The organism is Kitasatospora sp. NPDC059646 (assembly GCF_042734615.1).
In the GTDB taxonomy this organism is placed as follows: domain Bacteria; phylum Actinomycetota; class Actinomycetes; order Streptomycetales; family Streptomycetaceae; genus Kitasatospora.
Genome location: NZ_JBHWDS010000003.1, coordinates 130,118 through 148,212, shown reverse-complemented (window position 1 = coordinate 148,212; position 18,095 = coordinate 130,118). Strand labels below are relative to the sequence as shown.

The 18,095-nt window shown below is 74.0% G+C and carries 19 protein-coding genes; 10 read left to right on the top strand and 9 right to left on the bottom strand.

The window, feature by feature from the left end; all coding sequences use genetic code 11:
• Positions 1 to 21: 21 nt before the first annotated feature.
• From ACFV1L_RS03225 to ACFV1L_RS03200, 6 genes are read right to left on the bottom strand one after another with little or no spacing between them, the layout of a single operon-like run.
• Positions 22 to 870 (bottom strand): alpha/beta hydrolase, encoded by an 849-nt coding sequence (locus ACFV1L_RS03225; RefSeq protein ID WP_380362382.1) that lies wholly within the window; start codon positions 868 to 870, stop codon positions 22 to 24.
• Positions 867 to 1,940 (bottom strand): branched-chain amino acid ABC transporter permease, encoded by a 1,074-nt coding sequence (locus tag ACFV1L_RS03220; RefSeq protein ID WP_380362381.1) that lies wholly within the window; start codon positions 1,938 to 1,940, stop codon positions 867 to 869. The genes ACFV1L_RS03225 and ACFV1L_RS03220 overlap by 4 nt, the downstream gene beginning before the upstream one ends.
• Positions 1,937 to 2,803 carry a branched-chain amino acid ABC transporter permease gene (locus ACFV1L_RS03215; RefSeq protein WP_380362379.1) on the bottom strand — a complete coding sequence of 289 codons (867 nt, stop codon included), beginning with the start codon at positions 2,801 to 2,803 and terminating at the stop codon, positions 1,937 to 1,939. The genes ACFV1L_RS03220 and ACFV1L_RS03215 overlap by 4 nt, the downstream gene beginning before the upstream one ends.
• Entirely contained in the window at positions 2,803 to 3,525 is a 723-nt protein-coding gene (locus ACFV1L_RS03210) for an ABC transporter ATP-binding protein (protein WP_380362377.1), read from the bottom strand. Before ACFV1L_RS03210 ends, ACFV1L_RS03215 begins: the two co-directional genes overlap by 1 nt.
• Complete coding sequence (locus ACFV1L_RS03205) at positions 3,522 to 4,280, bottom strand: ABC transporter ATP-binding protein (protein WP_380362375.1); 759 nt, start codon at positions 4,278 to 4,280, stop codon at positions 3,522 to 3,524. The genes ACFV1L_RS03210 and ACFV1L_RS03205 overlap by 4 nt, the downstream gene beginning before the upstream one ends.
• A 5-nt stretch (positions 4,281 to 4,285) precedes the next feature.
• Positions 4,286 to 5,524, bottom strand: a complete 1,239-nt coding sequence (locus ACFV1L_RS03200) for a substrate-binding domain-containing protein (protein WP_380362373.1) — start codon at positions 5,522 to 5,524, stop codon at positions 4,286 to 4,288.
• Positions 5,525 to 5,786: 262 nt separating this feature from the next.
• On the opposite strand from ACFV1L_RS03200, the gene ACFV1L_RS03195 reads away from it, so the two are divergent.
• Positions 5,787 to 6,554, top strand: a complete 768-nt coding sequence (locus ACFV1L_RS03195) for a CoA transferase subunit A (RefSeq protein WP_380362371.1) — start codon at positions 5,787 to 5,789, stop codon at positions 6,552 to 6,554.
• Positions 6,554 to 7,195 carry a 3-oxoacid CoA-transferase subunit B gene (locus tag ACFV1L_RS03190; protein WP_380362370.1) on the top strand — a complete coding sequence of 214 codons (642 nt, stop codon included), beginning with the start codon at positions 6,554 to 6,556 and terminating at the stop codon, positions 7,193 to 7,195. The genes ACFV1L_RS03195 and ACFV1L_RS03190 overlap by 1 nt, the downstream gene beginning before the upstream one ends.
• A 61-nt stretch (positions 7,196 to 7,256) precedes the next feature.
• Here the strand turns inward: ACFV1L_RS03190 and ACFV1L_RS03185 are convergent, their stop codons facing one another.
• Positions 7,257 to 7,964, bottom strand: a complete 708-nt coding sequence (locus ACFV1L_RS03185) for a uracil-DNA glycosylase (protein WP_380362368.1) — start codon at positions 7,962 to 7,964, stop codon at positions 7,257 to 7,259.
• Between the two features lie 87 nt (positions 7,965 to 8,051).
• Positions 8,052 to 9,176 carry a low temperature requirement protein A gene (locus tag ACFV1L_RS03180; RefSeq protein WP_380362366.1) on the bottom strand — a complete coding sequence of 375 codons (1,125 nt, stop codon included), beginning with the start codon at positions 9,174 to 9,176 and terminating at the stop codon, positions 8,052 to 8,054.
• A 185-nt stretch (positions 9,177 to 9,361) separates the two neighbouring features.
• Between ACFV1L_RS03180 and ACFV1L_RS03175 the strand changes: the two genes are divergently transcribed.
• The 8 genes from ACFV1L_RS03175 (at position 9,362) to yidC (ending at position 17,046) form a co-directional block, all read left to right on the top strand.
• Positions 9,362 to 9,889, top strand: coding sequence for a hypothetical protein (locus tag ACFV1L_RS03175; protein WP_380362365.1), 528 nt, complete (start codon positions 9,362 to 9,364; stop codon positions 9,887 to 9,889).
• Positions 9,890 to 9,926: 37 nt separating this feature from the next.
• The gene (locus tag ACFV1L_RS03170; RefSeq protein WP_380362363.1) at positions 9,927 to 11,558 is read left to right on the top strand and encodes a WXG100 family type VII secretion target; all 1,632 of its coding nucleotides are present in this window, start codon (positions 9,927 to 9,929) and stop codon (positions 11,556 to 11,558) included.
• Positions 11,559 to 11,665: 107 nt separating this feature from the next.
• The gene (mycP, locus tag ACFV1L_RS03165; RefSeq protein WP_380362361.1) at positions 11,666 to 13,090 is read left to right on the top strand and encodes a type VII secretion-associated serine protease mycosin; all 1,425 of its coding nucleotides are present in this window, start codon (positions 11,666 to 11,668) and stop codon (positions 13,088 to 13,090) included.
• Between the two features lie 224 nt (positions 13,091 to 13,314).
• Entirely contained in the window at positions 13,315 to 14,094 is a 780-nt protein-coding gene (locus ACFV1L_RS03160) for an HAD-IIA family hydrolase (protein ID WP_380362359.1), read from the top strand.
• Between the two features lie 295 nt (positions 14,095 to 14,389).
• Positions 14,390 to 14,671, top strand: coding sequence for a hypothetical protein (locus tag ACFV1L_RS03155; RefSeq protein WP_380362357.1), 282 nt, complete (start codon positions 14,390 to 14,392; stop codon positions 14,669 to 14,671).
• 8 nt (positions 14,672 to 14,679) lie between these two features.
• Positions 14,680 to 15,750 (top strand): Gfo/Idh/MocA family oxidoreductase, encoded by a 1,071-nt coding sequence (locus ACFV1L_RS03150; RefSeq protein ID WP_380362356.1) that lies wholly within the window; start codon positions 14,680 to 14,682, stop codon positions 15,748 to 15,750.
• A 98-nt stretch (positions 15,751 to 15,848) separates the two neighbouring features.
• Complete coding sequence (locus ACFV1L_RS03145) at positions 15,849 to 16,133, top strand: DUF6412 domain-containing protein (RefSeq protein ID WP_380362354.1); 285 nt, start codon at positions 15,849 to 15,851, stop codon at positions 16,131 to 16,133.
• Between the two features lie 181 nt (positions 16,134 to 16,314).
• Positions 16,315 to 17,046, top strand: a complete 732-nt coding sequence (gene yidC, locus ACFV1L_RS03140; protein WP_380362352.1) for a membrane protein insertase YidC — start codon at positions 16,315 to 16,317, stop codon at positions 17,044 to 17,046.
• On the opposite strand, the gene ACFV1L_RS03135 is transcribed toward yidC, so the two are convergent.
• Entirely contained in the window at positions 17,016 to 18,059 is a 1,044-nt protein-coding gene (locus ACFV1L_RS03135) for an adenosine deaminase (RefSeq protein ID WP_380362350.1), read from the bottom strand. The two genes, yidC and ACFV1L_RS03135, sit on opposite strands and share 31 nt — an antisense overlap.
• Positions 18,060 to 18,095 lie beyond the last annotated feature (36 nt).

Below are 18,095 nucleotides of genomic sequence, written 5' to 3'. Positions count from 1 at the left end.
GGCCGTCCGGGCCCGGGGCGCTCAGCCGACCAGGGCGGCCAGCCGGTCGGCCCAGATGATCGAGTAGTGGCTGGTGCCGGGCAGCAGCTCGGTCGGGACGGTCACCTTCGCCGCCGTCAACCGGTCCTCGTCGTACAGCGCCTGGGGCTCGTTCAGCAGGCCGCGCTCGGCGTACAGGAACCGGACCGGCACGGTCAGGCGGTGGATCGCGCCGGCCGCCTCCGGGTCGAGCAGCACCTGGGTGCCGTCCGTGGTGATCGCCTCGTGGACGCAGGAGGAGACCAGCTCGGGGGCCTCGCCGACCAGGTCGCGCTGGGTGTAGGCGTCCAACTCCTCGTTCCAGTCGGCGAACGCGGGGTGCGCCCGCCAGAACGCGCGGTACGCCTCGCGGCTCTCGAAGGTCATCGACAGCCGGGCCAGCGCCGGGCCGAGGACGGCGGCCAGCGCGTCCTCCTCGCGGACGCCGTCCGGAAGCGGGAAGGTCACCGCGCCGTCGACCAGGACCAGGTCGGCGAGCAGCTCCGGATACCGGGTGGCGGTGACGGCGGAGACCCAGGCGCCCATCGAGTGGCCGACCAGGCGGACCGGGCCGGCGTCCAGGTGCCGGATCAGCGCGGCGACGTCGTCCGCGTGCCGGCCGAGGCCCCACGGGCCGGGCAGGTCGCGGCTGGCGGCCCGGCCGCGCAGGTCCGGGGCGTACAGCGAGACCCGGCCGTCCAGCAGGCGGGCCAGGCCCGCCCAGGCCAGCGCGTTGGCGGTGATGCCGTGCACGGCGACCACCACGGGCGCGTCCGGCACGGCGGCCGGCCAGTGCAGGACGGCGAGCTCGCCGCCGTCGACGGGGACGGTGAGGTGCTGGGGGAGGATCATGCGGCGCCTTCCGGGACGGCGGTGACGGACACCTCGGCGGCCCTGGCGGCGCGGCCCGCCCGCAGCCGGGCGGGGAGCCGGGCCAGGCCGCCGGGCAGCAGGTAGACCACGGCGACGAAGAGGGTACCGAGCAGGAACAGCGGCTGGGAGAGCGGAACCCGCAGCACGGACGGGAGTTCGGCGATCGACTGCGAGTTGGCGAGGTCGCCCAGCCGGTGCGCGGCCCAGGTGTACAGCACGCCGCCGAGCAGCGGCCCCCACCGGGTGCCGGAGCCGCCGAGCACCACCATCACCAGCAGCGCCAGCGTCGCGTCCGAGCTCGCCGCCTGCGGGGTGGCGCCGCCGGTCAGCAGCAGGTAGACCACGCCGCCGGCGCCGGCCAGGCCGCCGGCCACGGTGAACGCGACCAGCTTGAAGCCGTAGGGCCGCAGGCCCAGCACCTCGACGCGGCGCTCGTTCTCCCGGATGCCGGCCCAGACCCGGCCGGTCGGCGAGGAGACCGTCCAGTGCACCACGGCGAGCGTGACGACCAGGTACAGCACCGCGATCCAGTACAGGTTGGCGGTGTTCTGGATGCCGATCAGCGCGTCCGGCAGGTGCTCGGCGGGCGCGGAGCGGCCCTCCTCGCCGCCGGTCAGGCCGCCGGGGTTGCGCTGCACCAGGATCGCGCCGGCCTGGGCGAAGGCCAGGGTCACCATGGAGAAGCCGATGCCGGTGACCCGCAGCGACACCGAGCCGAGCAGCAGCGCCAGCGCGATCGAGCAGGCGATGCCGAACACCGCGGCCGGGACGAAGCCGAGGCCGAGCTCCAGCATCGCCAGGTCGGTGGCGTACAGGCCGGTGGCGAAGTACAGGGCGTGGCCGAAGGACAGCAGGCCGGTGCGGCCGAGCAGCAGGTCGTAGCCGGTGGCGAGGCCGCCGTAGACCAGGCACAGGGCGATCAGCTGGAGGCTGCCGGGGCTGCCGAGCGGCCCGTCGAGCAGGCCGGGCAGCGGGAGGGTGCTGTACGGCGCGATCAGCAGGACGAGCAGCAGGGCCAGCGGCCACCAGCGCTTGAGGTGGGCGGTCATGCGAGTCTCCCGGTGAGTCCGCGCGGCTTGACGAGCAGCAGCACGGCCAGCAGGACGACCACGGACAGGTCTCCCAGGCCGGCTGCGGTGTAGTAGTTGGCGAACTGCTGGACGAGCCCGACGCCGACCGAGGCGACGGCCGCACCGGTGACCGAGCCCATGCCGCCCATCACGACGACGACGAACGCGAAGATCAGCAGTCCGGTGCCCTGGCCGGGGTTGAGCGAGCCGAAGTACAGGCCCGCCAGCGCCCCGCCGAGCGAGGCGGCGGCGCCGCCGATCGCGAAGACCAGCGTGAACGCCTTGCGGACGTCGATGCCGAGGGCGGTCACCATGGCCCGGTCCTCGACGCCGGCCCGGACGATCAGCCCGTACCGGGTCTTCGCCAGGAACAGCCGCAGCAGCACCAGCACGACGAGCGCGGCGGCCATCAGCACGAAGCGGTTGACCGGCACGGTCGCGCCGAGCAGCCGCACCGTGCCGGACAGCGACTCGGGCTGCGGGAACGGCCGGGCGTCGGCGCCCCAGACGCCCATGATCAGGGCGGGCAGCGCGAGCCCGACGCCGACGGTGGCGAGGATCTGGTCGCGCGGCCGGGCGTACAGCGGCCGGATCAGGGCGAGTTCGAGCAGCACCGAGGCGGCGGTGCCGACCGCGGTGCCGAACGGGACGGCCAGCCAGAAGCCGAGCCCGCCGTCGGTGGCGGCCCACCAGGCGGCGTACGCGCCGACGGACAGCAGCGCGCCGTGCGCGAAGTTGAGGACGTCCATCAGGCCGAAGATCAGCGACAGGCCGGAGGCGACCAGGAAGTACAGCGCGCCGAGCCCCAGTCCGGTGCAGGCGAGCAGGACGACGGTGTTCATCAGGGGGTCACCTCGGGTGCGGGGCGGTGGCTGCCGACGCCGAGCAGGCGGCGGGCGGCGTCCTCGTCGGCGAGCAGGTCGCGGGCGTCGCCCTGGTGGGCGGTGCGGCCGTCGGCGAGGACGGCGCACTGGCCGGCGACCCGGCGCACCAGCGCCAGGTTCTGTTCGACCAGCAGCACGGGCACGGTCTCGGCGGCCCGGGCGAGCACGTCGGCGACCTCGGTGACGATCTTCGGGGCGAGGCCCTTGGTGGGCTCGTCGGCGATGATCAGCCGGTTGCCGTTGAGCAGGGTGCGGGCGATCGCGACCATCTGCTGCTGGCCGCCCGACAGCGTTCCGGCGGCCTGCCGGTGACGCTGCTTCAGCTCCGGGAACAGCTCGAACACCAGGTCGTAGGCCGGGGTGGAGTCCCGCTCCGCGAGGCGCAGGTTCTCGGCGACGCTGAGGCCGGCGAAGATGCCGCGGTCCTCGGGGGCGTAGCCGATGCCGCGGCGGACCACCAGGTGGGTGGGCAGCCGGCCGATGTCGGCGCCGTCGAACACCAGCGAGCCGGTGCGCGGGACGAGCCCCATGACGGCCTTGACGGTGGTGGTCTTGCCGGCGCCGTTGCGGCCGAGCAGCGCGGTGACCCCGGTGGCGGCGACGTCCAGGTCCACCCCGTGCAGGATGTGCAGTCCGTCGATCACCACCCTGAGGTCGCGGACGGCGAGCAGCGTCGTCACAGCGCCTCCCCCAGGTAGGCCCCCTGGACGGTTTCGTCGGCCATCACGGCCTCGGGGGTGTCGAGTGCGAGCAGGGTGCCGTGGTGCATCACGGCGAGCCGGTCGGCGAGGCCGAGCAGCACGTCCATGTGGTGCTCGACCATCAGCACGGTGCAGCCCTGCTCCTGGTGGACGGAGCGGATCAGCTCGACCAGGGCGGGCACCTCCTCGGCGCTCACCCCGGCCATCGGCTCGTCGAGCAGGATCAGCCGGGGGTCGCCGACCAGCAGGACGGCGAGTTCCAGCTTCCGCTTGCCACCGTGCGACAGGGAGCCGGCCGGGTCGTCGGCCCGGTCGGCGAGGCCGGTGCGCTCCAGGACCTCCTCGACCTGCTGCCGGTAGCGGTCGGCGCGCCGCCAGATCCGGTAGGACGCGGCGGGCCCGGCGGCGGCCTGGGCGGCGAGGCGGACGTGCTCGGCGACGGTCAGGCCGGGCCACAGCGAGGAGGTCTGGAAGGTCCGGCCGAGGCCCCGCCGGGCCCGGGCGGGCACCGGCAGGGCGGTGATGTCGGCGCCGTCCAGGTGGAGGGTGCCGTGACTGGCCGGGTAGATCCCGGAGACCAGGTTGAACAGGGAGGTCTTGCCCGCCCCGTTCGGGCCGATGAAGGCGACGAACTCGCCCTCGGCGACGTCGAGGGTGACGTCCTGGACGATCGGGACGCCGCGGACGGACCAGCCGAGGCCGTTCAGCCGCAGGACCGGGGCGGTGGTGCTCATGGCGTTCAGCCCGCCATCTTGGCGACCGGCGGGGCGACCTGCTCGGCGGACAGCACCTTCTCCGCGGTGGGCTTGGCGGCGGCGCCGGTGCCGGTCAGCTTGACCTGGAACATCGGCTGGAGCAGCGCGTGGTCCTCGGCGCGGACGGTGAGCTTGCCCTTGACGCCGTCGAAGCTCCAGCCCTCCAGGGACTTCACCAGGGCGTCGGTGTCCGCGTCGGAGCCCTTGTTGGCGTCCAGCGCGTGCACCACCATCTGGGCGGCGGTGAAGCCGTCCGGGGTGAACAGGTCGGACTTGGAGCCGTTCTTGGTGACGAAGTCGTTCATCGCCAGCTCGGCCTCGGTGCCGCCGGCCGCGCCCGAGAAGTAGTGGTTCAGGAAGTCGATCTTCTCGGCGGCGGGGCCGAACAGCGGGTAGGACGCGGCCACGTCGAGGCCGGTGACGACCTTGGTCGCGGAGAACACGTCCTGCTGGTTCAGCGAGGTCCACAGCGCGGAGGCGGTGTCACCGGCCCAGGCGACGAACAGCAGGTCGGGCTTGGCGGCCTTGGCCTGGGTGGCGAACGGCGTCAGGTCGGTCGCGGACGGCGGGGCGAGCACCGCGTCGACGGTGGCGCCCTCGCCGCCGAGGACGTCCTTGACGGCGGCCACGTTGGCCTGGCCGAAGGCGTTGTCCTGGGCGAGGACGGTGACCTTCTTGCCCTTGGCGTCGCCGATGAAGGACGCGGCGGCCCTGGTGTCCTGGTAGGACTGCCGGCCGGAGCGGAAGGTGTACTTGTTCAGGCCGGTGACCTTGTCGGCGGCGGCCGGCCCGGAGATGAACAGCACCTTGTTCTGCGCCGCGATCGGGCCGACCTGCAGCGCCACGCCGGACGCGGTCGAGCCCGCCAGGATCTTGTAGTTCTTGCCGATCAGGTCCTTGGCCGCGGAGACCGCCTTCGCCGGGTCGCCCGCGTCGTCCTGCTCGGCGATCTCCACCGGGCGGCCGTTCACCGCGTTGGTGCCCTTGGTGGCGTACGACAGGCCCGCCTTGAAGCCCTCCAGGTACTGCTTGCCGTAGGCCGCCAGCGGGCCGGTCTTCGAGTAGAGCAGGCCGACCTTGACCGGGCTCTTGTCGCCCCCGCCCCCCTCGCCCGAGGTGCCCGCCGTACCGGCCTTGGCGCAGGCGGACGCGAGCAGCACGCAGGCGGCCAGCGCGGCGAGCTTGCGGACGGGTCGTCTGGGGGTGGCGTCCGTGACTGACATGGTGGGGAGCTCCTGACGTGCCTGTGCTGGTGGGATGCCGGAACCGTAGGGGGGTCGCCCGGAAGGCGACATGTGACGGGAACACGCATCGGCGGCCACAGCTGTGTGGGTCGGCGACATGTCCGGGTGCCGGCCACCGCGAGGTGTGCGGCACACACATGGATCGGCCCTGCTCCATGGCGTCGCCCGCCATGGAAAGGACCGGGGCCTGCGGCGAGTGTGGTGCCGCAGTCAGCCCTCCCCCTTCGAGAAGGTGGCCCCCTTGGACAAGGTCCTGGACTCCCCCGCCCACGCGGTCGGGGACATTCCCGACGGCGCGGTGCTCGCGGTCGGCGGCTTCGGCCTGTGCGGCATCCCGTCCACCCTGATCGACGCGCTCGTGGACGCCGGCACCACCGGCCTGCGGGTCGTCTCGAACAACTGCGGCGTGGACGACTGGGGCCTCGGCCTGCTGCTGCGGGCCGGCCGGATCGCCCGGATGACCTCCAGCTACGTCGGCGAGAACAAGGAGTTCGCCCGCCAGTACCTGAACGGCGAACTCGAGGTCGAACTCACCCCGCAGGGCACCCTCGCCGAACGGCTGCGGGCCGGCGGCGCGGGCATCCCCGCCTTCTACACCCCGGCCGGCGCCGGCACCCAGGTCGAGGAGGGCGGCCTGCCCTGGCGGTACGCGCCGGGCGGCGGCGCGATCGCGGTCGCCTCCCCGCCGAAGGAGGTCCGCGAGTTCGGCGGCCGCCGCCACCTGCTGGAGGAGGCGATCGTCGCCGACTTCGCCCTGGTCCGCGCCGAGGTCGCCGACCGGCACGGCAACTGCGTCTTCCACGCCGCCGCCCGCAACTTCAACCCGCTGTGCGCCACCGCCGGCCGGATCACCGTCGTCGAGGCCGACCGCATCGTCGAGGCCGGCGAACTGGACCCGGACGCCGTCCACCTGCCCGGCGTGTACGTGGACCGGGTGGTCGCCGCCGACCCCGACGACCGCCGGATCGAGCGCCGCACCGTCAGCCGCACCGCCGCGAAGGAGTCCTGATGACCACCCGCCCGGATCCCCGCGACGTGCTCGCCGCCCGGGCCGCCCGCGAACTGCGCGACGGCCAGTACGTCAACCTCGGCATCGGCCTGCCCACCCTGATCCCCAACCACCTGCCGCCCGGCGTCCACGTGGTGCTGCACTCCGAGAACGGCATCCTCGGCGTCGGCCCCTACCCGGCGGACGCCGACGTCCACCCCGACCTGATCAACGCCGGCAAGGAGACCGTCACCGTCAACCCCGGTGCGGCGTACTTCGATTCGGCGTTCTCCTTCGGCATGGTGCGGTCCGGCCGGATCGACGTCTCGGTGCTCGGCGCGATGCAGGTCTCGGCCTCCGGCGACCTCGCCAACTGGATGATCCCCGGCAAGATGGTCAAGGGCATGGGCGGCGCCATGGACCTGGTCCACGGCGCCCGCCGCCTGATCGTGGTGATGGAGCACACCGCCAAGGACGGCACCCCGAAGATCGTCGACGAGCTGTCCCTGCCGGCCACCGGCCGCGGCGTCGTCCACCGCATCGTCACCGACCTGGCCGTCCTCGACGTCACCCCCGAGGGCCTCCGCCTGGTCGAACTCGCCGAGGGCACCACCCTGGAGCAGCTCCGCGCCGCCACCGAGCCGGAGATCCTCACCGACTGACCCCGGACGCGCCGCAGGGGCGGCGGGCGCCCCCTCACGCCCACCGCCCCTGCGCCGACCGCTACTTCACGTTCGGAATGCTCCAGTCGATCGCCTTCTGGCCGAAGCCCTCCAGCGCGGCGTTGATCTGCGAGAAGGGCTTCGTCCCCAGGAAGGTCTTCTGCGACAGCGGCGACGGGTGCCCGCTCTGCACCACCACGTGCTTCTCGGTGTCGATCAGCGACAGCTTCTTCTTCGCGTAGCCGCCCCACAGCACGAACACACAGGGCTCCTCGCGGGCGCTGACCGCCTTGATCACCGCGTCGGTGAACTGCTCCCAGCCCTTGTTCTTGTGCGAGTTCGCCTCGTGCGCCCGCACGGTGAGCACCGCGTTCAGCAGCAGCACGCCCTGCTCGGCCCACGGCATCAGGTACCCGTTGTCCGGCACCGGCAGGCCGAGGTCGGTGTTCAGCTCCTTGTAGATGTTGCGCAGCGACGGCGGGGTCTTCACGCCCGGCAGCACCGAGAAGCTCATGCCGTGCGCCTGCCCGTTGTCGTGGTACGGGTCCTGGCCGAGCAGCAGCACCTTCACGTCCTGGTACGCCGTGGCCGCGAGCGCCGAGAACTCCTGCCCGGCGGGCGGGAACACCTCGTGCTCGGCCCGCTCGGCCGCCAGGAACTCCGCCAGCTGCGCGAAGTACGGCTTGCCGGTCTCCTCGGCGAGCACCTCGCGCCACGACTCGGGCAGCTCCAGCGCGCCGCCCACGGACGCCTCGGCCAGCTCCGTCACGTTGTACCTCCCACCGGCCGCGCGCCGCACGGCGACCGCTCTCGCTCGAACGTTCCCGGGCCCGTCCCGGACCCGCTGCGAAGAACGCTACACAGTCGCGCCGACAGGCCGCGCCGCCCGCCGCACCCGCAGCGCCTCCCAGCCGTTCAGACCGACCAGCACCACCGCCAGCAGGACCAGCACGGCCAGCGCCGGCAGCCGGTGCAGCGGGGTGAGCAGCAGCAGCGCCAACAGCGCCGCCACCAGCAGGCCGGCCGCCAGCCGGGTCGGCGAGAGGACGCCGAACATCATCCGCCGGGTGTAGTTGAACGCCAGCAGGTACAGCGCGCTGCCGCCGTACAGCAGCCCCAGCGCACCCCCGCCGAGCGCCGCCCCGGGCCGGGCCACCGTCTCCGCGAGACCCACCGCGACGGTGATCACCCCGGCGATCAGCGCCAGGTGCCCGTACGAGAACACCCGCCGCATCATGTCGCGGCGCGAACTCGCGGTCTCCAGGGCGAACCGCATCGCGTCGGAGGCGTAGCCGTAGTACTGCCACCACAGCGCACAGGAGATCACGAACGCCACGGCCACCGACGCGAGTTGGCCCGCGTGCAGCGGGCCCGCGGCCACCGGGGCGCCGATCCCCACGATCGACTCGCCGAGCGCCACCAGCAGGAACAGGCCGAACCGCTCCGGCAGGTGCCCCGGGTGGTACTCGACCTTCGCCAGCCGCCGGCGGAACACCAGCGGCGCCGCCAGGTCCGCCGCCGCGGCCAGCGCCCACAGCACCTCCCGGGCCGGGGACGGCAGCAGCCCGCCGACCACCAGCAGCGGGCCGGTGCAGAACGCGCCCACCCCGTACGGGCCGGTCCGGATCCGCCGCACCCGGCGCGCCAGCAGCCCGATCAGCACCAGCCGGGCCGCCCAGTACGCGCCGCCGAACAGCACCCCGCGGGCGCCGAACGCCGCCGGCAGGGCGAGCGCCATGAACAGCCCGGCCAGGCCCACCGCGAAGATCCCGATCCGGTCCCGCGGATTGTCCACGTCCCGGACGTTGGCCTGCACGGTGGTCCCCACCCAGCACCAGTACACCGGCACGAACGCCACCAGCGCCCGCCCGCAGCCCGCCCAGTCGTGGTGGTGGTGCAGCAGCGCCGACACCTGCGTCACCGCGAACACGAACACCAGGTCGAAGTACAGCTCCGCCCAGGTGACGCGCTTCTCCCCCATCCGAACTCCCCTGCACCCCAAGCCCGTTGACGCCGCCCCGCAGGGACGACCGGCACAGGCTACCGGGGCCCGGACCCCCCGCCCCCTGACGGTCCGTCCGTTCGTACCGCTATCTTGGGGGCGGCCAGAAGCCACCGGCGGGCCACCACGGGGGTGGGTCCGCCAAGGGGGAGGGGGGATCGGCGATGAGTGACGTCTCCGGCAACGGGTTGTCCGGGTTCATCTACAACGCGGTGTCGACCGCGACAGCCGTGCAGACGGCGGCCATGGTCGCCGTGTCGCAGGCACAGGCACTGACGAGCCAGGTGGGCGGCGGGGCCGTCCAGGTCGAGGTCGAGAACCTGCAGACCTTCAAGAACAAGGTCGACCAGATCCTGCGCGAACTCGACGGCTCCCCCGCGAGCCACGGCGAGGTCTCCCAACAGCAGTTGACCGGACATCAGCTCGGCCAGAACTTCGGCCAGGCCGGCGACCTGATGACCGCCTACACGAACGTGCACAACAACCTGGAGCGCCTCTCGCAGACCCTCGCCGCCCAGATCGAGGCGATGAGCGCGAGCGTCGGCCGGGCCGCCGGAACCTACAGCAACGCGGACGCCGAGCAGGAGTCCCGGTTCCAGGCGATGGCCCGGACCGAATCGCAGCCCCGGCCCGCCGCCTACCCGGCGAGCCCGCAGGCCCCGGCCACCGGCACCCAGCAAGGCGCGTACTGACGACCGCTCCGGCGACGGAGCTTCGGGGGAGAGAGAGATGACCGAGAAGCGTTTCGTGCGGATGGCCCGTGACGGCGGCGAGATCGACGGCGCCAGCCACGAGGAACTGGTGGCGATGGTCCAGCACACGGACCCGGTCGCCGTCATGCAGGTGGGCCAGCGACTGCTGCTCGCCGCGCAGAAGATGGACGAGGTCAGCAACGAGCTGCACGCGCACATGAGCGGCCTCGACTGGGAGGGCAGCGCCGCCGACAGCTTCAAGTCCTGGGGCAGCCAGGTCTCCCGGTCCACCATGGACCTGGCCTCGTACTCGCGGAACGCCGGCACCTACATGGCGTCCGCGGGCGAAACGCTCGCCGCCGTCAGGTCGGGCATGCCCGCCGTGCCGCACGCCGACATGCAGATCGTCAGCCGCTACAACGACCAGCCCAACACGGCCGTCACCGTCGGCGGCGCCATCCTCGGCAGCGTGGTCCCGGGCGTCGGCACGGCCATCGGCGGCTGGGCGGCCGGCAAGGTCGCCGACATGGTCGACTCCGACTGGGTCAGCCCCGAGGAGGCCCAGGCCGCGCAGCGCCGCATCGAGCAGGCGCACAACGAGGCCATCCAGCAGATGACCCGGCTCAGCCAGGCGTACGAGCAGTCGACCACCCAGCTCAACTCGGTGCAGCCGCCGGAGTTCCCGCCGCTGCCAGGGGACGGGCAAGGGCACACCAGCCTGGTGGACGTGCCGATCGACGGCGGCGGCGGTGGCACCGGTCGCGGCCCCGGCGGAGGCACCACCATGCCGACGCCGCCCAGGGTGCAGCCCGCGCCGGCTCCCAACCCGACCCCGCAGCCGACGCCGACACCCGTCCCCCGGCCCGCGCCGTGGGAGCCGCCGGTACACGGCGGACCGGTGCAGCAGCCCCCGAGGATTCCCCCGGTCCAGAACCCGGTTCCGCCGATCACCGACCCGGTGATCAAGGACCCGGGCACCCGGATCGACCACACGCCGCCGCCCGGCACGACGCTCCCCGACCCGAGGATCCCGGTCCACGGCGGCGGGGGCGGCGGCCTCGGCGGGGGCGGCCTCGGTGACCTCGGCGGCGGCAGCGGCGGTGGCGGTCTGCACGGCGGCGGCTACCCGGGCGGCGGCCTGGGCGGCGGTGGCCTCGGTGGCGGTGGCCTCGGCGGCGGCACGGCCGGTGGCGGCCGAGTCGGCGGCGGTGGCGTGCCGGGCACCGGCGGAGCCGGCGGTGCGGGCGCCCGTCCCGGCGGCACCACCGCGGGCACGGCCGGAGCGGGCCAGGCCGGTCAGGCCGGGCGTGCGGGCGCCCCGGGCATGGGCGGCGGCATGCCCCACGGCGGTGGCGGCGCAGGCGCCGGCGGTGCCAAGGGCGGCGGTGGCGGTGCCCGCGGCGGCGGCCTGGTCAGCCGGGCGGGCGGCACCGTCGGCGGACAGCGCGGGTCGGGATCGGGCGGCGGGTTCACGCCGGGCGGCACCGGGCTGCGCGGCCGGGCCGAGCGGGGCGCCGACGGCCGGGCCGGTCAGGGCGCGTTCGGCGGCGGCCACGGCGGTGCGAACCGCAAGGGCAAGCCGCAGGGCAAGCGCCCCGACTACCTCAACGAGGACGAGGACACCTGGACGTCGGGCATGGGCCCGGTCAACCCGAATGTGATCGAGTAGGACCGCATCGACTGCCCGGTCGTGAGAGCCACCGCTTCCGCGACCGGGCAGCACTGTGCAACCGGGCACCGATACCTGGCGACATACGGCGTGCGAAGGAGCGTGTGATGCGGCGAACGGGCGGGGCAGAACGGCGGCGGCGGTTCGCAGCCGCAGCAGCGGTCGTCGGCGTCCTGTGGGGGTGGATGGCGGGGCCCGCGCTCGCGGCGGACTCGATCCGCGAACAGCAGTGGTACTTGGACGCCATGCACGCCGAGGAGATGTGGCGGACCAGCACCGGGTCCGGGATCACCGTGGCCGTGATCGACTCCGGGGTGAAGGGCGACGCACCCGACCTGGCCGGGCAGTTGGTGACCGGCACGAATCTCAGCAAGGAGTCCGGCAGCGAGCTCGCTCCCAAGGATGGCCACGGGACGAAGATGTCCAGCACCATCGCCGGCACCGGCAAGGGGCTGGGCGGCAAGGGGGCGTACGGTCTCGCGCCCGGGGCGAAGATCCTCCCGATCAGGATCGACCTGGACAACGGGACCAGCGACAGCCAGGTCATCGACGAGGTCGCCCGGGGCATCACCTACGCCGCCGACCACAACGCGAAGATCATCAACATGTCCCTGGGCGTCCCGGTCCGATCGTTGCAGTCGGCCGAGGTCGACAAGCTCCGGGCCGCGGTCGACCATGCGGCGGCCCGGGGGGTCCTGCTGTTCGCCGCGGTCGGCAACACCGGCAACACGGACAACCGCCTGGAGTACCCCGCCGCGATGAGCGGTGTGGTCGGCGTGGGCGCCACCGACCAGGACGGAAAGGTCGCGGCGATCTCGGAGTACGGGCCGCAGGTGACGCTCGCCGCACCGGGTGTGGACATCTACGGGGCGTGCACCGGCCCGTCCGGCTACTGCAAGGGGACCGGCACCTCTGACGCCACCGCCCTGGTCTCCGCCTCCGCCGCGCTGATCTGGTCCGCCCACCCGGACTGGACGAACAATCAGGTGCTGCGCGTACTGATCAACACCGCGAGCAACCCGAAGGAGCGCAGCGACTACCTCGGCTACGGCACCGTCCGCCCGCGCATCGCGCTGACCGATCCCGGCGACCCGGGTCCGGCGAACGTCAGCCCGCTGCCCGCCGCGGCGGGGTCCTCACCGAAGCCGGGCAAGTCCGACGGCGCGGCCGCGAAGCCGTCCGCGGCCGCCGACTCCCCGGCCGGGCAGGACCCGGCGGCGCAGCAGCCGTCCGCCGGCGGGACGTCCTCGGGGTCGGGCAGCATGCCGCTGGTGATCGGCGGCGTGGCGGTGGGCGTGGTGCTGCTGGTGGTCGTGGCGGTGCTGATCGCCCGCCGCAACCGCCCGGCCGCGACGGGCCCGGTGCCGCCGTTCCCGGGCCAGCCGATGCAGGGTCAGCCCCCGTACGGCCAGGCCCCGCAGCAGCAGCCGTACGGTCAGCAGCCCCCCTACGGGCAGCCTCCGCAGTCGTACGGCCAGCAGCCGCCGTACGGTCAGCAGCCGCCGGCCGGTGGGAACCCGTACGCGGGCTGAGGGCACGGCAGTCGGGCCACGGACGGTGGCGGACCGGGACGCCCGGGCCGCCACCGTCGGCGTCTGCGGGGTTCACCGGGGCGGACGCCCCTGTGGGCGGCCGTCGCGGCGCACTAGGCTGGGCCGTGTTGGGGCAGCCAGTGGCGCCCGACCGGCCAGCGGTGTCCGGTCGGAGCGATGCACATCGATCGTTCGACCGTCGCAAGACCTAGGAGAGACCCACCGTGGCAGACCGCAAGCCCATCGAGACCTGGCTGACCGACATGGACGGAGTCCTCATCCACGAGGGCGTGCCGATCCCGGGGGCCGACGCCTTCATCAAGCGGCTGCGTGAGTCCGGAAAGCCGTTCCTGGTGCTCACCAACAACTCCATCTACACCCAGCGGGACCTGCACGCCCGGCTGTCCCGGATGGGCCTGGACGTGCCCGCCGAGCACATCTGGACGTCCGCGCTGGCGACCGCGAAGTTCCTGTCGGACCAGCGGCCGAACGGCTCCGCGTACGTGATCGGCGAGGCCGGTCTGACCACCGCGCTGCACGACGTCGGCTACGTGCTGACGGACAGCGACCCGGACTTCGTGGTGCTCGGCGAGACCCGCACCTACTCGTTCGAGGCGATGACGAAGGCGGTCCGGCTGATCGACGCGGGCGCCCGGTTCATCGCCACCAACCCGGACGAGACCGGCCCGTCCGCAGAGGGCGCGCTGCCGGCGACCGGTGCGGTCGCGGCGCTGATCACCAAGGCGACCGGGGTGGAGCCGTACTTCGTCGGCAAGCCGAACCCGCTGATGATGCGGGCGGGCCTGAACGCGATCGGCGCGCACTCGGAGAACAGCGCGATGATCGGCGACCGGATGGACACCGACATCGTCTCCGGCATGGAGGCCGGCATGTCGACCTTCCTGGTGCTGACCGGCCTCACCCAGGCCGGCGACGTGGACCGCTTCCCGTACCGGCCGACCCAGGTGGTGGAGTCCATCGCGGACCTGGTCGAGCTGATCTGACCCGCTGCCAGAAGGGCTCTCCGGCACTGCCGCAGGGCCCTTCTGCCGTCCCGCGCGCCGCCGGGCGCCCCTCGCAGCCGGTCCGCCGCCGCCCGGACGGCCGCACGCCCGCCGCCCGGTGCGGCCCGGCCGCCGACGCCGGGTGACCGTCCGGCCCCGGCCCGTCGCCGTCGGCCTGGGCCACCTGAAGGCAGCCTTAAGCGCCGCCCAACTACTCTGACGTACCGTCAGTTTCCCTTCCTCGTACGGCTAGCGTCGCGGTCACACCCTCCGCTCGACGCAAGGAGCCCCGCCCGTGGCCTCCGTCCGCCGCACCGCCGTCCTGCTGGCCGTCGCCGCCCTGCTCGGCAGCCCGGCCGCCACCCCGGCCGTCGCCGATCCCGTCGGTCGCACCGCCGCCCTCGCCGACGGGGACGCCGCCGGCGGCGTGCTGCTGTCGCTCGGGTCGGTGCTGCTGCTGGCCGGCGCGGCGGCGGCCAGCGTGCACCGCCGCCGGCCGGGCGGGCCCGCCGGTCCGCGCCGACCGGGGGCGGTGGAGGGGGTGGCCTCCGCCGCTCCGGGGGACGGGGATGGTTGAGTGGGGGCATGAGCACGCCCCCTGCCCCGTTCCGCGTCGGACTGATCGGCTACGGCCTGGCCGGCTCGGCCTTCCACGCCCCGCTGATCGCCACCACTCCCGGACTCCGGCTGGACGCGGTGGTCACCGCCAACCCCGACCGCCGCGCCCAACTGCACCGCGACCACCCCGGCGCCCGCGCCCTCGACAACCCCGACCAGCTGTTCGAGGACGCCGACCGCTTCGACCTGGTGGTGATCGCCTCCCCGAACCGCACCCACGTGCCGCTCGCCCGCACCGCCCTGCTGGCCGGCCTGGCCACCGTCGTCGACAAGCCGCTCGCCGCGACCAGCGCCGAGGCCCGCGACCTGTGCGAGTTCGCCGAGAAGTCCGGCCTGCTGCTGTCGGTCTTCCAGAACCGCCGCTGGGACGGCGACTTCCTCACCGCCCGCCGGCTGATCGAGGAGGGCCGGCTCGGCCGGGTGCACCGCTTCGAGTCCCGGTTCGAGCGCTTCCGTCCCAAGCCCAAGCCCGGCTGGCGCGAACTCGCCGACCCCGCCGAGGTCGGCGGCACCCTGTACGACCTGGGCAGCCACCTGGTCGACCAGGCCCTCGCCCTGTTCGGCCCGGTCGAGACGGTGTACGCGGAGATCGACGTCCGCCGGGACGGCGCGGTGGTCGACGACGACGCGTTCCTCGCGCTCACCCACACCGGCGGCGTCCGCTCCCAGCTGTGGGCCAGCGCCCTCGCGCCGCTCGCCGGTCCGCGGCTGCGGGTCCTCGGCGACAGCGCGGGCTACGTCAAGTTCGGCATGGACCCGCAGGAGGCCGCGCTGCGGGCCGGCCGCCGCCCCGGACCGGCCGCCACGCACTGGGGCGACGACGATCCCGCCGCGTACGGCCTGCTCGGCTCCGACGGGGACGCCGAGCCCGTCCCGACCGACCCCGGCAACTACCCGGCGTACTACGCGGGCATCGCCGCCTCGCTCACCGAGCGCACCCCGCCGCCGGTCGACCCCCGGGACGCCGTGGCCACCCTCGCCGTCCTGGAGGCCGCCCGCGCCTCCGCCGCGACCGCGAACGTCGTCCGCCTGCCCTGATCGGCACCGTCACCGGCGGGACGGGGCCGCAACTGCTGTACCCCGGCCCGCCGGTGACGTAGCATCAAGGCCGGACCCGGCCAGAAGGAGGTGTGCACGTGCTCGTCGCTCCCCTTCTGCTCGCGCTGCTCCGGGTCCTCACCGGAGACCTGCCGGCCGGCCCGGGCGCCGTCACCACCGCAGCCTTCCTGCTGCTGACCTGCGCCGTCACCCTGGCCCTCAGCACGGCCCGCCTCCCCGTCGCCGGCACCCCCGCCGCGGTCCACGCCGCCGCGATGCGCCGCCGCGCCTACCGCACCGCGTACCTTCCGCCGCGCGACCCGGCCGCCCCTGGCCGCCCGCGCCCCCGAGCCCCGGGCCACGGCCCGGCGGCCGCCGTCTGAGGGGCACCCGCTTCCCGCGCACGCCGTAGCTCCCGCACGCCCTGAGGCGCGGGGGCTGCGCGAGCGACCCACCACCGTGGTCGACTCCCGCGCCGCACTCCCGGCGCCGCCGGGCCCCTCCGTCCCGTCCGCCCTCCGCGACCAGTCCCGCCAGCCGAGCGTGAATCCGGAGAGCCCACCCATGTCCGTTCTGAGCGTCCTCGACCCCGCCGTCCGTCTCGCCCATGCCGCCGTCGCGGCCCTCGCCACCGTCGTCCCCACGGCCGTCGCGATCGTCGTCTTCACCCTGGCGGTCCGCGCCGCCCTGCACCCGCTGGCCCGCTCCGCGGCCCGCGGCGAGCGGGCCCGGGCCCGGATCGCCCCGCAGGTCCAGAAGTTGAGGAAGCGCCACGGCAAGGACCGTGAGCGGCTGGCCCGCGAACTCGCGGCCCTGAACCGCGCCGAGGGCATCTCCCCGTTCGCGGGCCTGCTGCCGGCCCTCGCGCAGGCGCCGTTCTTCTCGGTGATGTACCGCCTGTTCACCACCGCCCCGGGCAACCTGCTGGACGCCTCCCTGGCGGGAGTTCCGCTCGGCACGCACCCCACTGCCGCCCACACTCCGGCCCAGTTCGCGGTGTTCGCCGTCCTGGAGGCCGCGCTGCTCGCCCTGGCCTGGTGGAACGTCCGCCGCGCGAGCGCGCTGCCGGTGCCGGACGACGCCCCCGCCGGCCTCGGGGCGATGCGCTGGCTGGCGTTCGGCACGCCGCTGTTCGCCCTGCTGCTGCCGCTCGCGGGCGGCGTCTACCTGCTGACCAGCACCGCGTGGACGGCGGCCGAGCGCTGGTACCTGCACCGCCCGACCGCCGCCACCGGTGAACGCGGGAGCACCGTTCCGGCGGCCCGTCAGACGGTGCGCCGCCAGCCCGCCAGGTAGGCGTCGATCTCGCCGGTCAGCCGCTGCTTGCCCGCCGGGTCCAGGAAGGAGGCTTCCACGGCGTTGCGGGCGAGCCCGGCGACGCCGGCCTCGTCCAGGCCGAGCAGCTTCGCGGCGACCGCGTACTCGGTGTTCAGGTCGGTGCCGAACATCGGCGGGTCGTCGCTGTTGACGGTGACGAGCAGCCCGGCCTCGACCATCTGCCGGATCGGGTGCTCCTCGATCCGCTCGACCACCCGGGTCGCCAGGTTGGACGTCGGGCAGACCTCCAGCGGGATCCGGTGCTCGCCGAGGTGGTCGACCAGTGCCGGGTCCTTCACGGACTGGGTGCCGTGGCCGATGCGTTCGGCGCCGAGCACCCGGATCGCGTCCCAGACGGTCTCCGGCCCGGTGGACTCGCCGGCGTGCGGCACGCTGTGCAGGCCGGCCGCCCGGGCGCGGTCGAAGTACGGCTTGAACTGCGGGCGCGGCACGCCGATCTCGGGGCCGCCGAGGCCGAAGGAGACGAGTCCGGCGGGCGCCAGGTCGAGGGCGAGCCGGGCGGTCTCCTCGGCGGAGGCCAGTCCGGCCTCGCCGGGGATGTCGAAGCACCAGCGCAGGACGACGCCGAGTTCCTTCTCGGCGGCCAGCCGGGCGTCCTCGATCGCCTCCATGAAGGCGACGTCGGGGATGCCGCGGCTGACCGACGAGTAGGGCGTGACGGTGAGTTCGGCGTACCGGATGTTCTGCCGGGCCATGTCCTGGGCGACGCCGTAGGTCAGCGCCCGGACGTCCTCGGCGTCGCGGATCAGGTCGACGACGCTCAGGTACACCTCGATGAAGTGCGCGAAGTCGGTGAAGGTGAAGTACTCGGCGAGCGCCTCCGGGTCCAGCGGGACCTTGGTGCGCCCGGCGTGCCGGGCGGCGAGCTCGGCGACCACGCGCGGCGAGGCCGAGCCCACGTGGTGCACGTGCAGCTCCGCCTTCGGCATTCCCGCGATGAACGCCTCGATCCCCTGGGCTCCCTCGGCCATGGCACGCTCCCGTCTACTTCACCCGGACCCGGACAG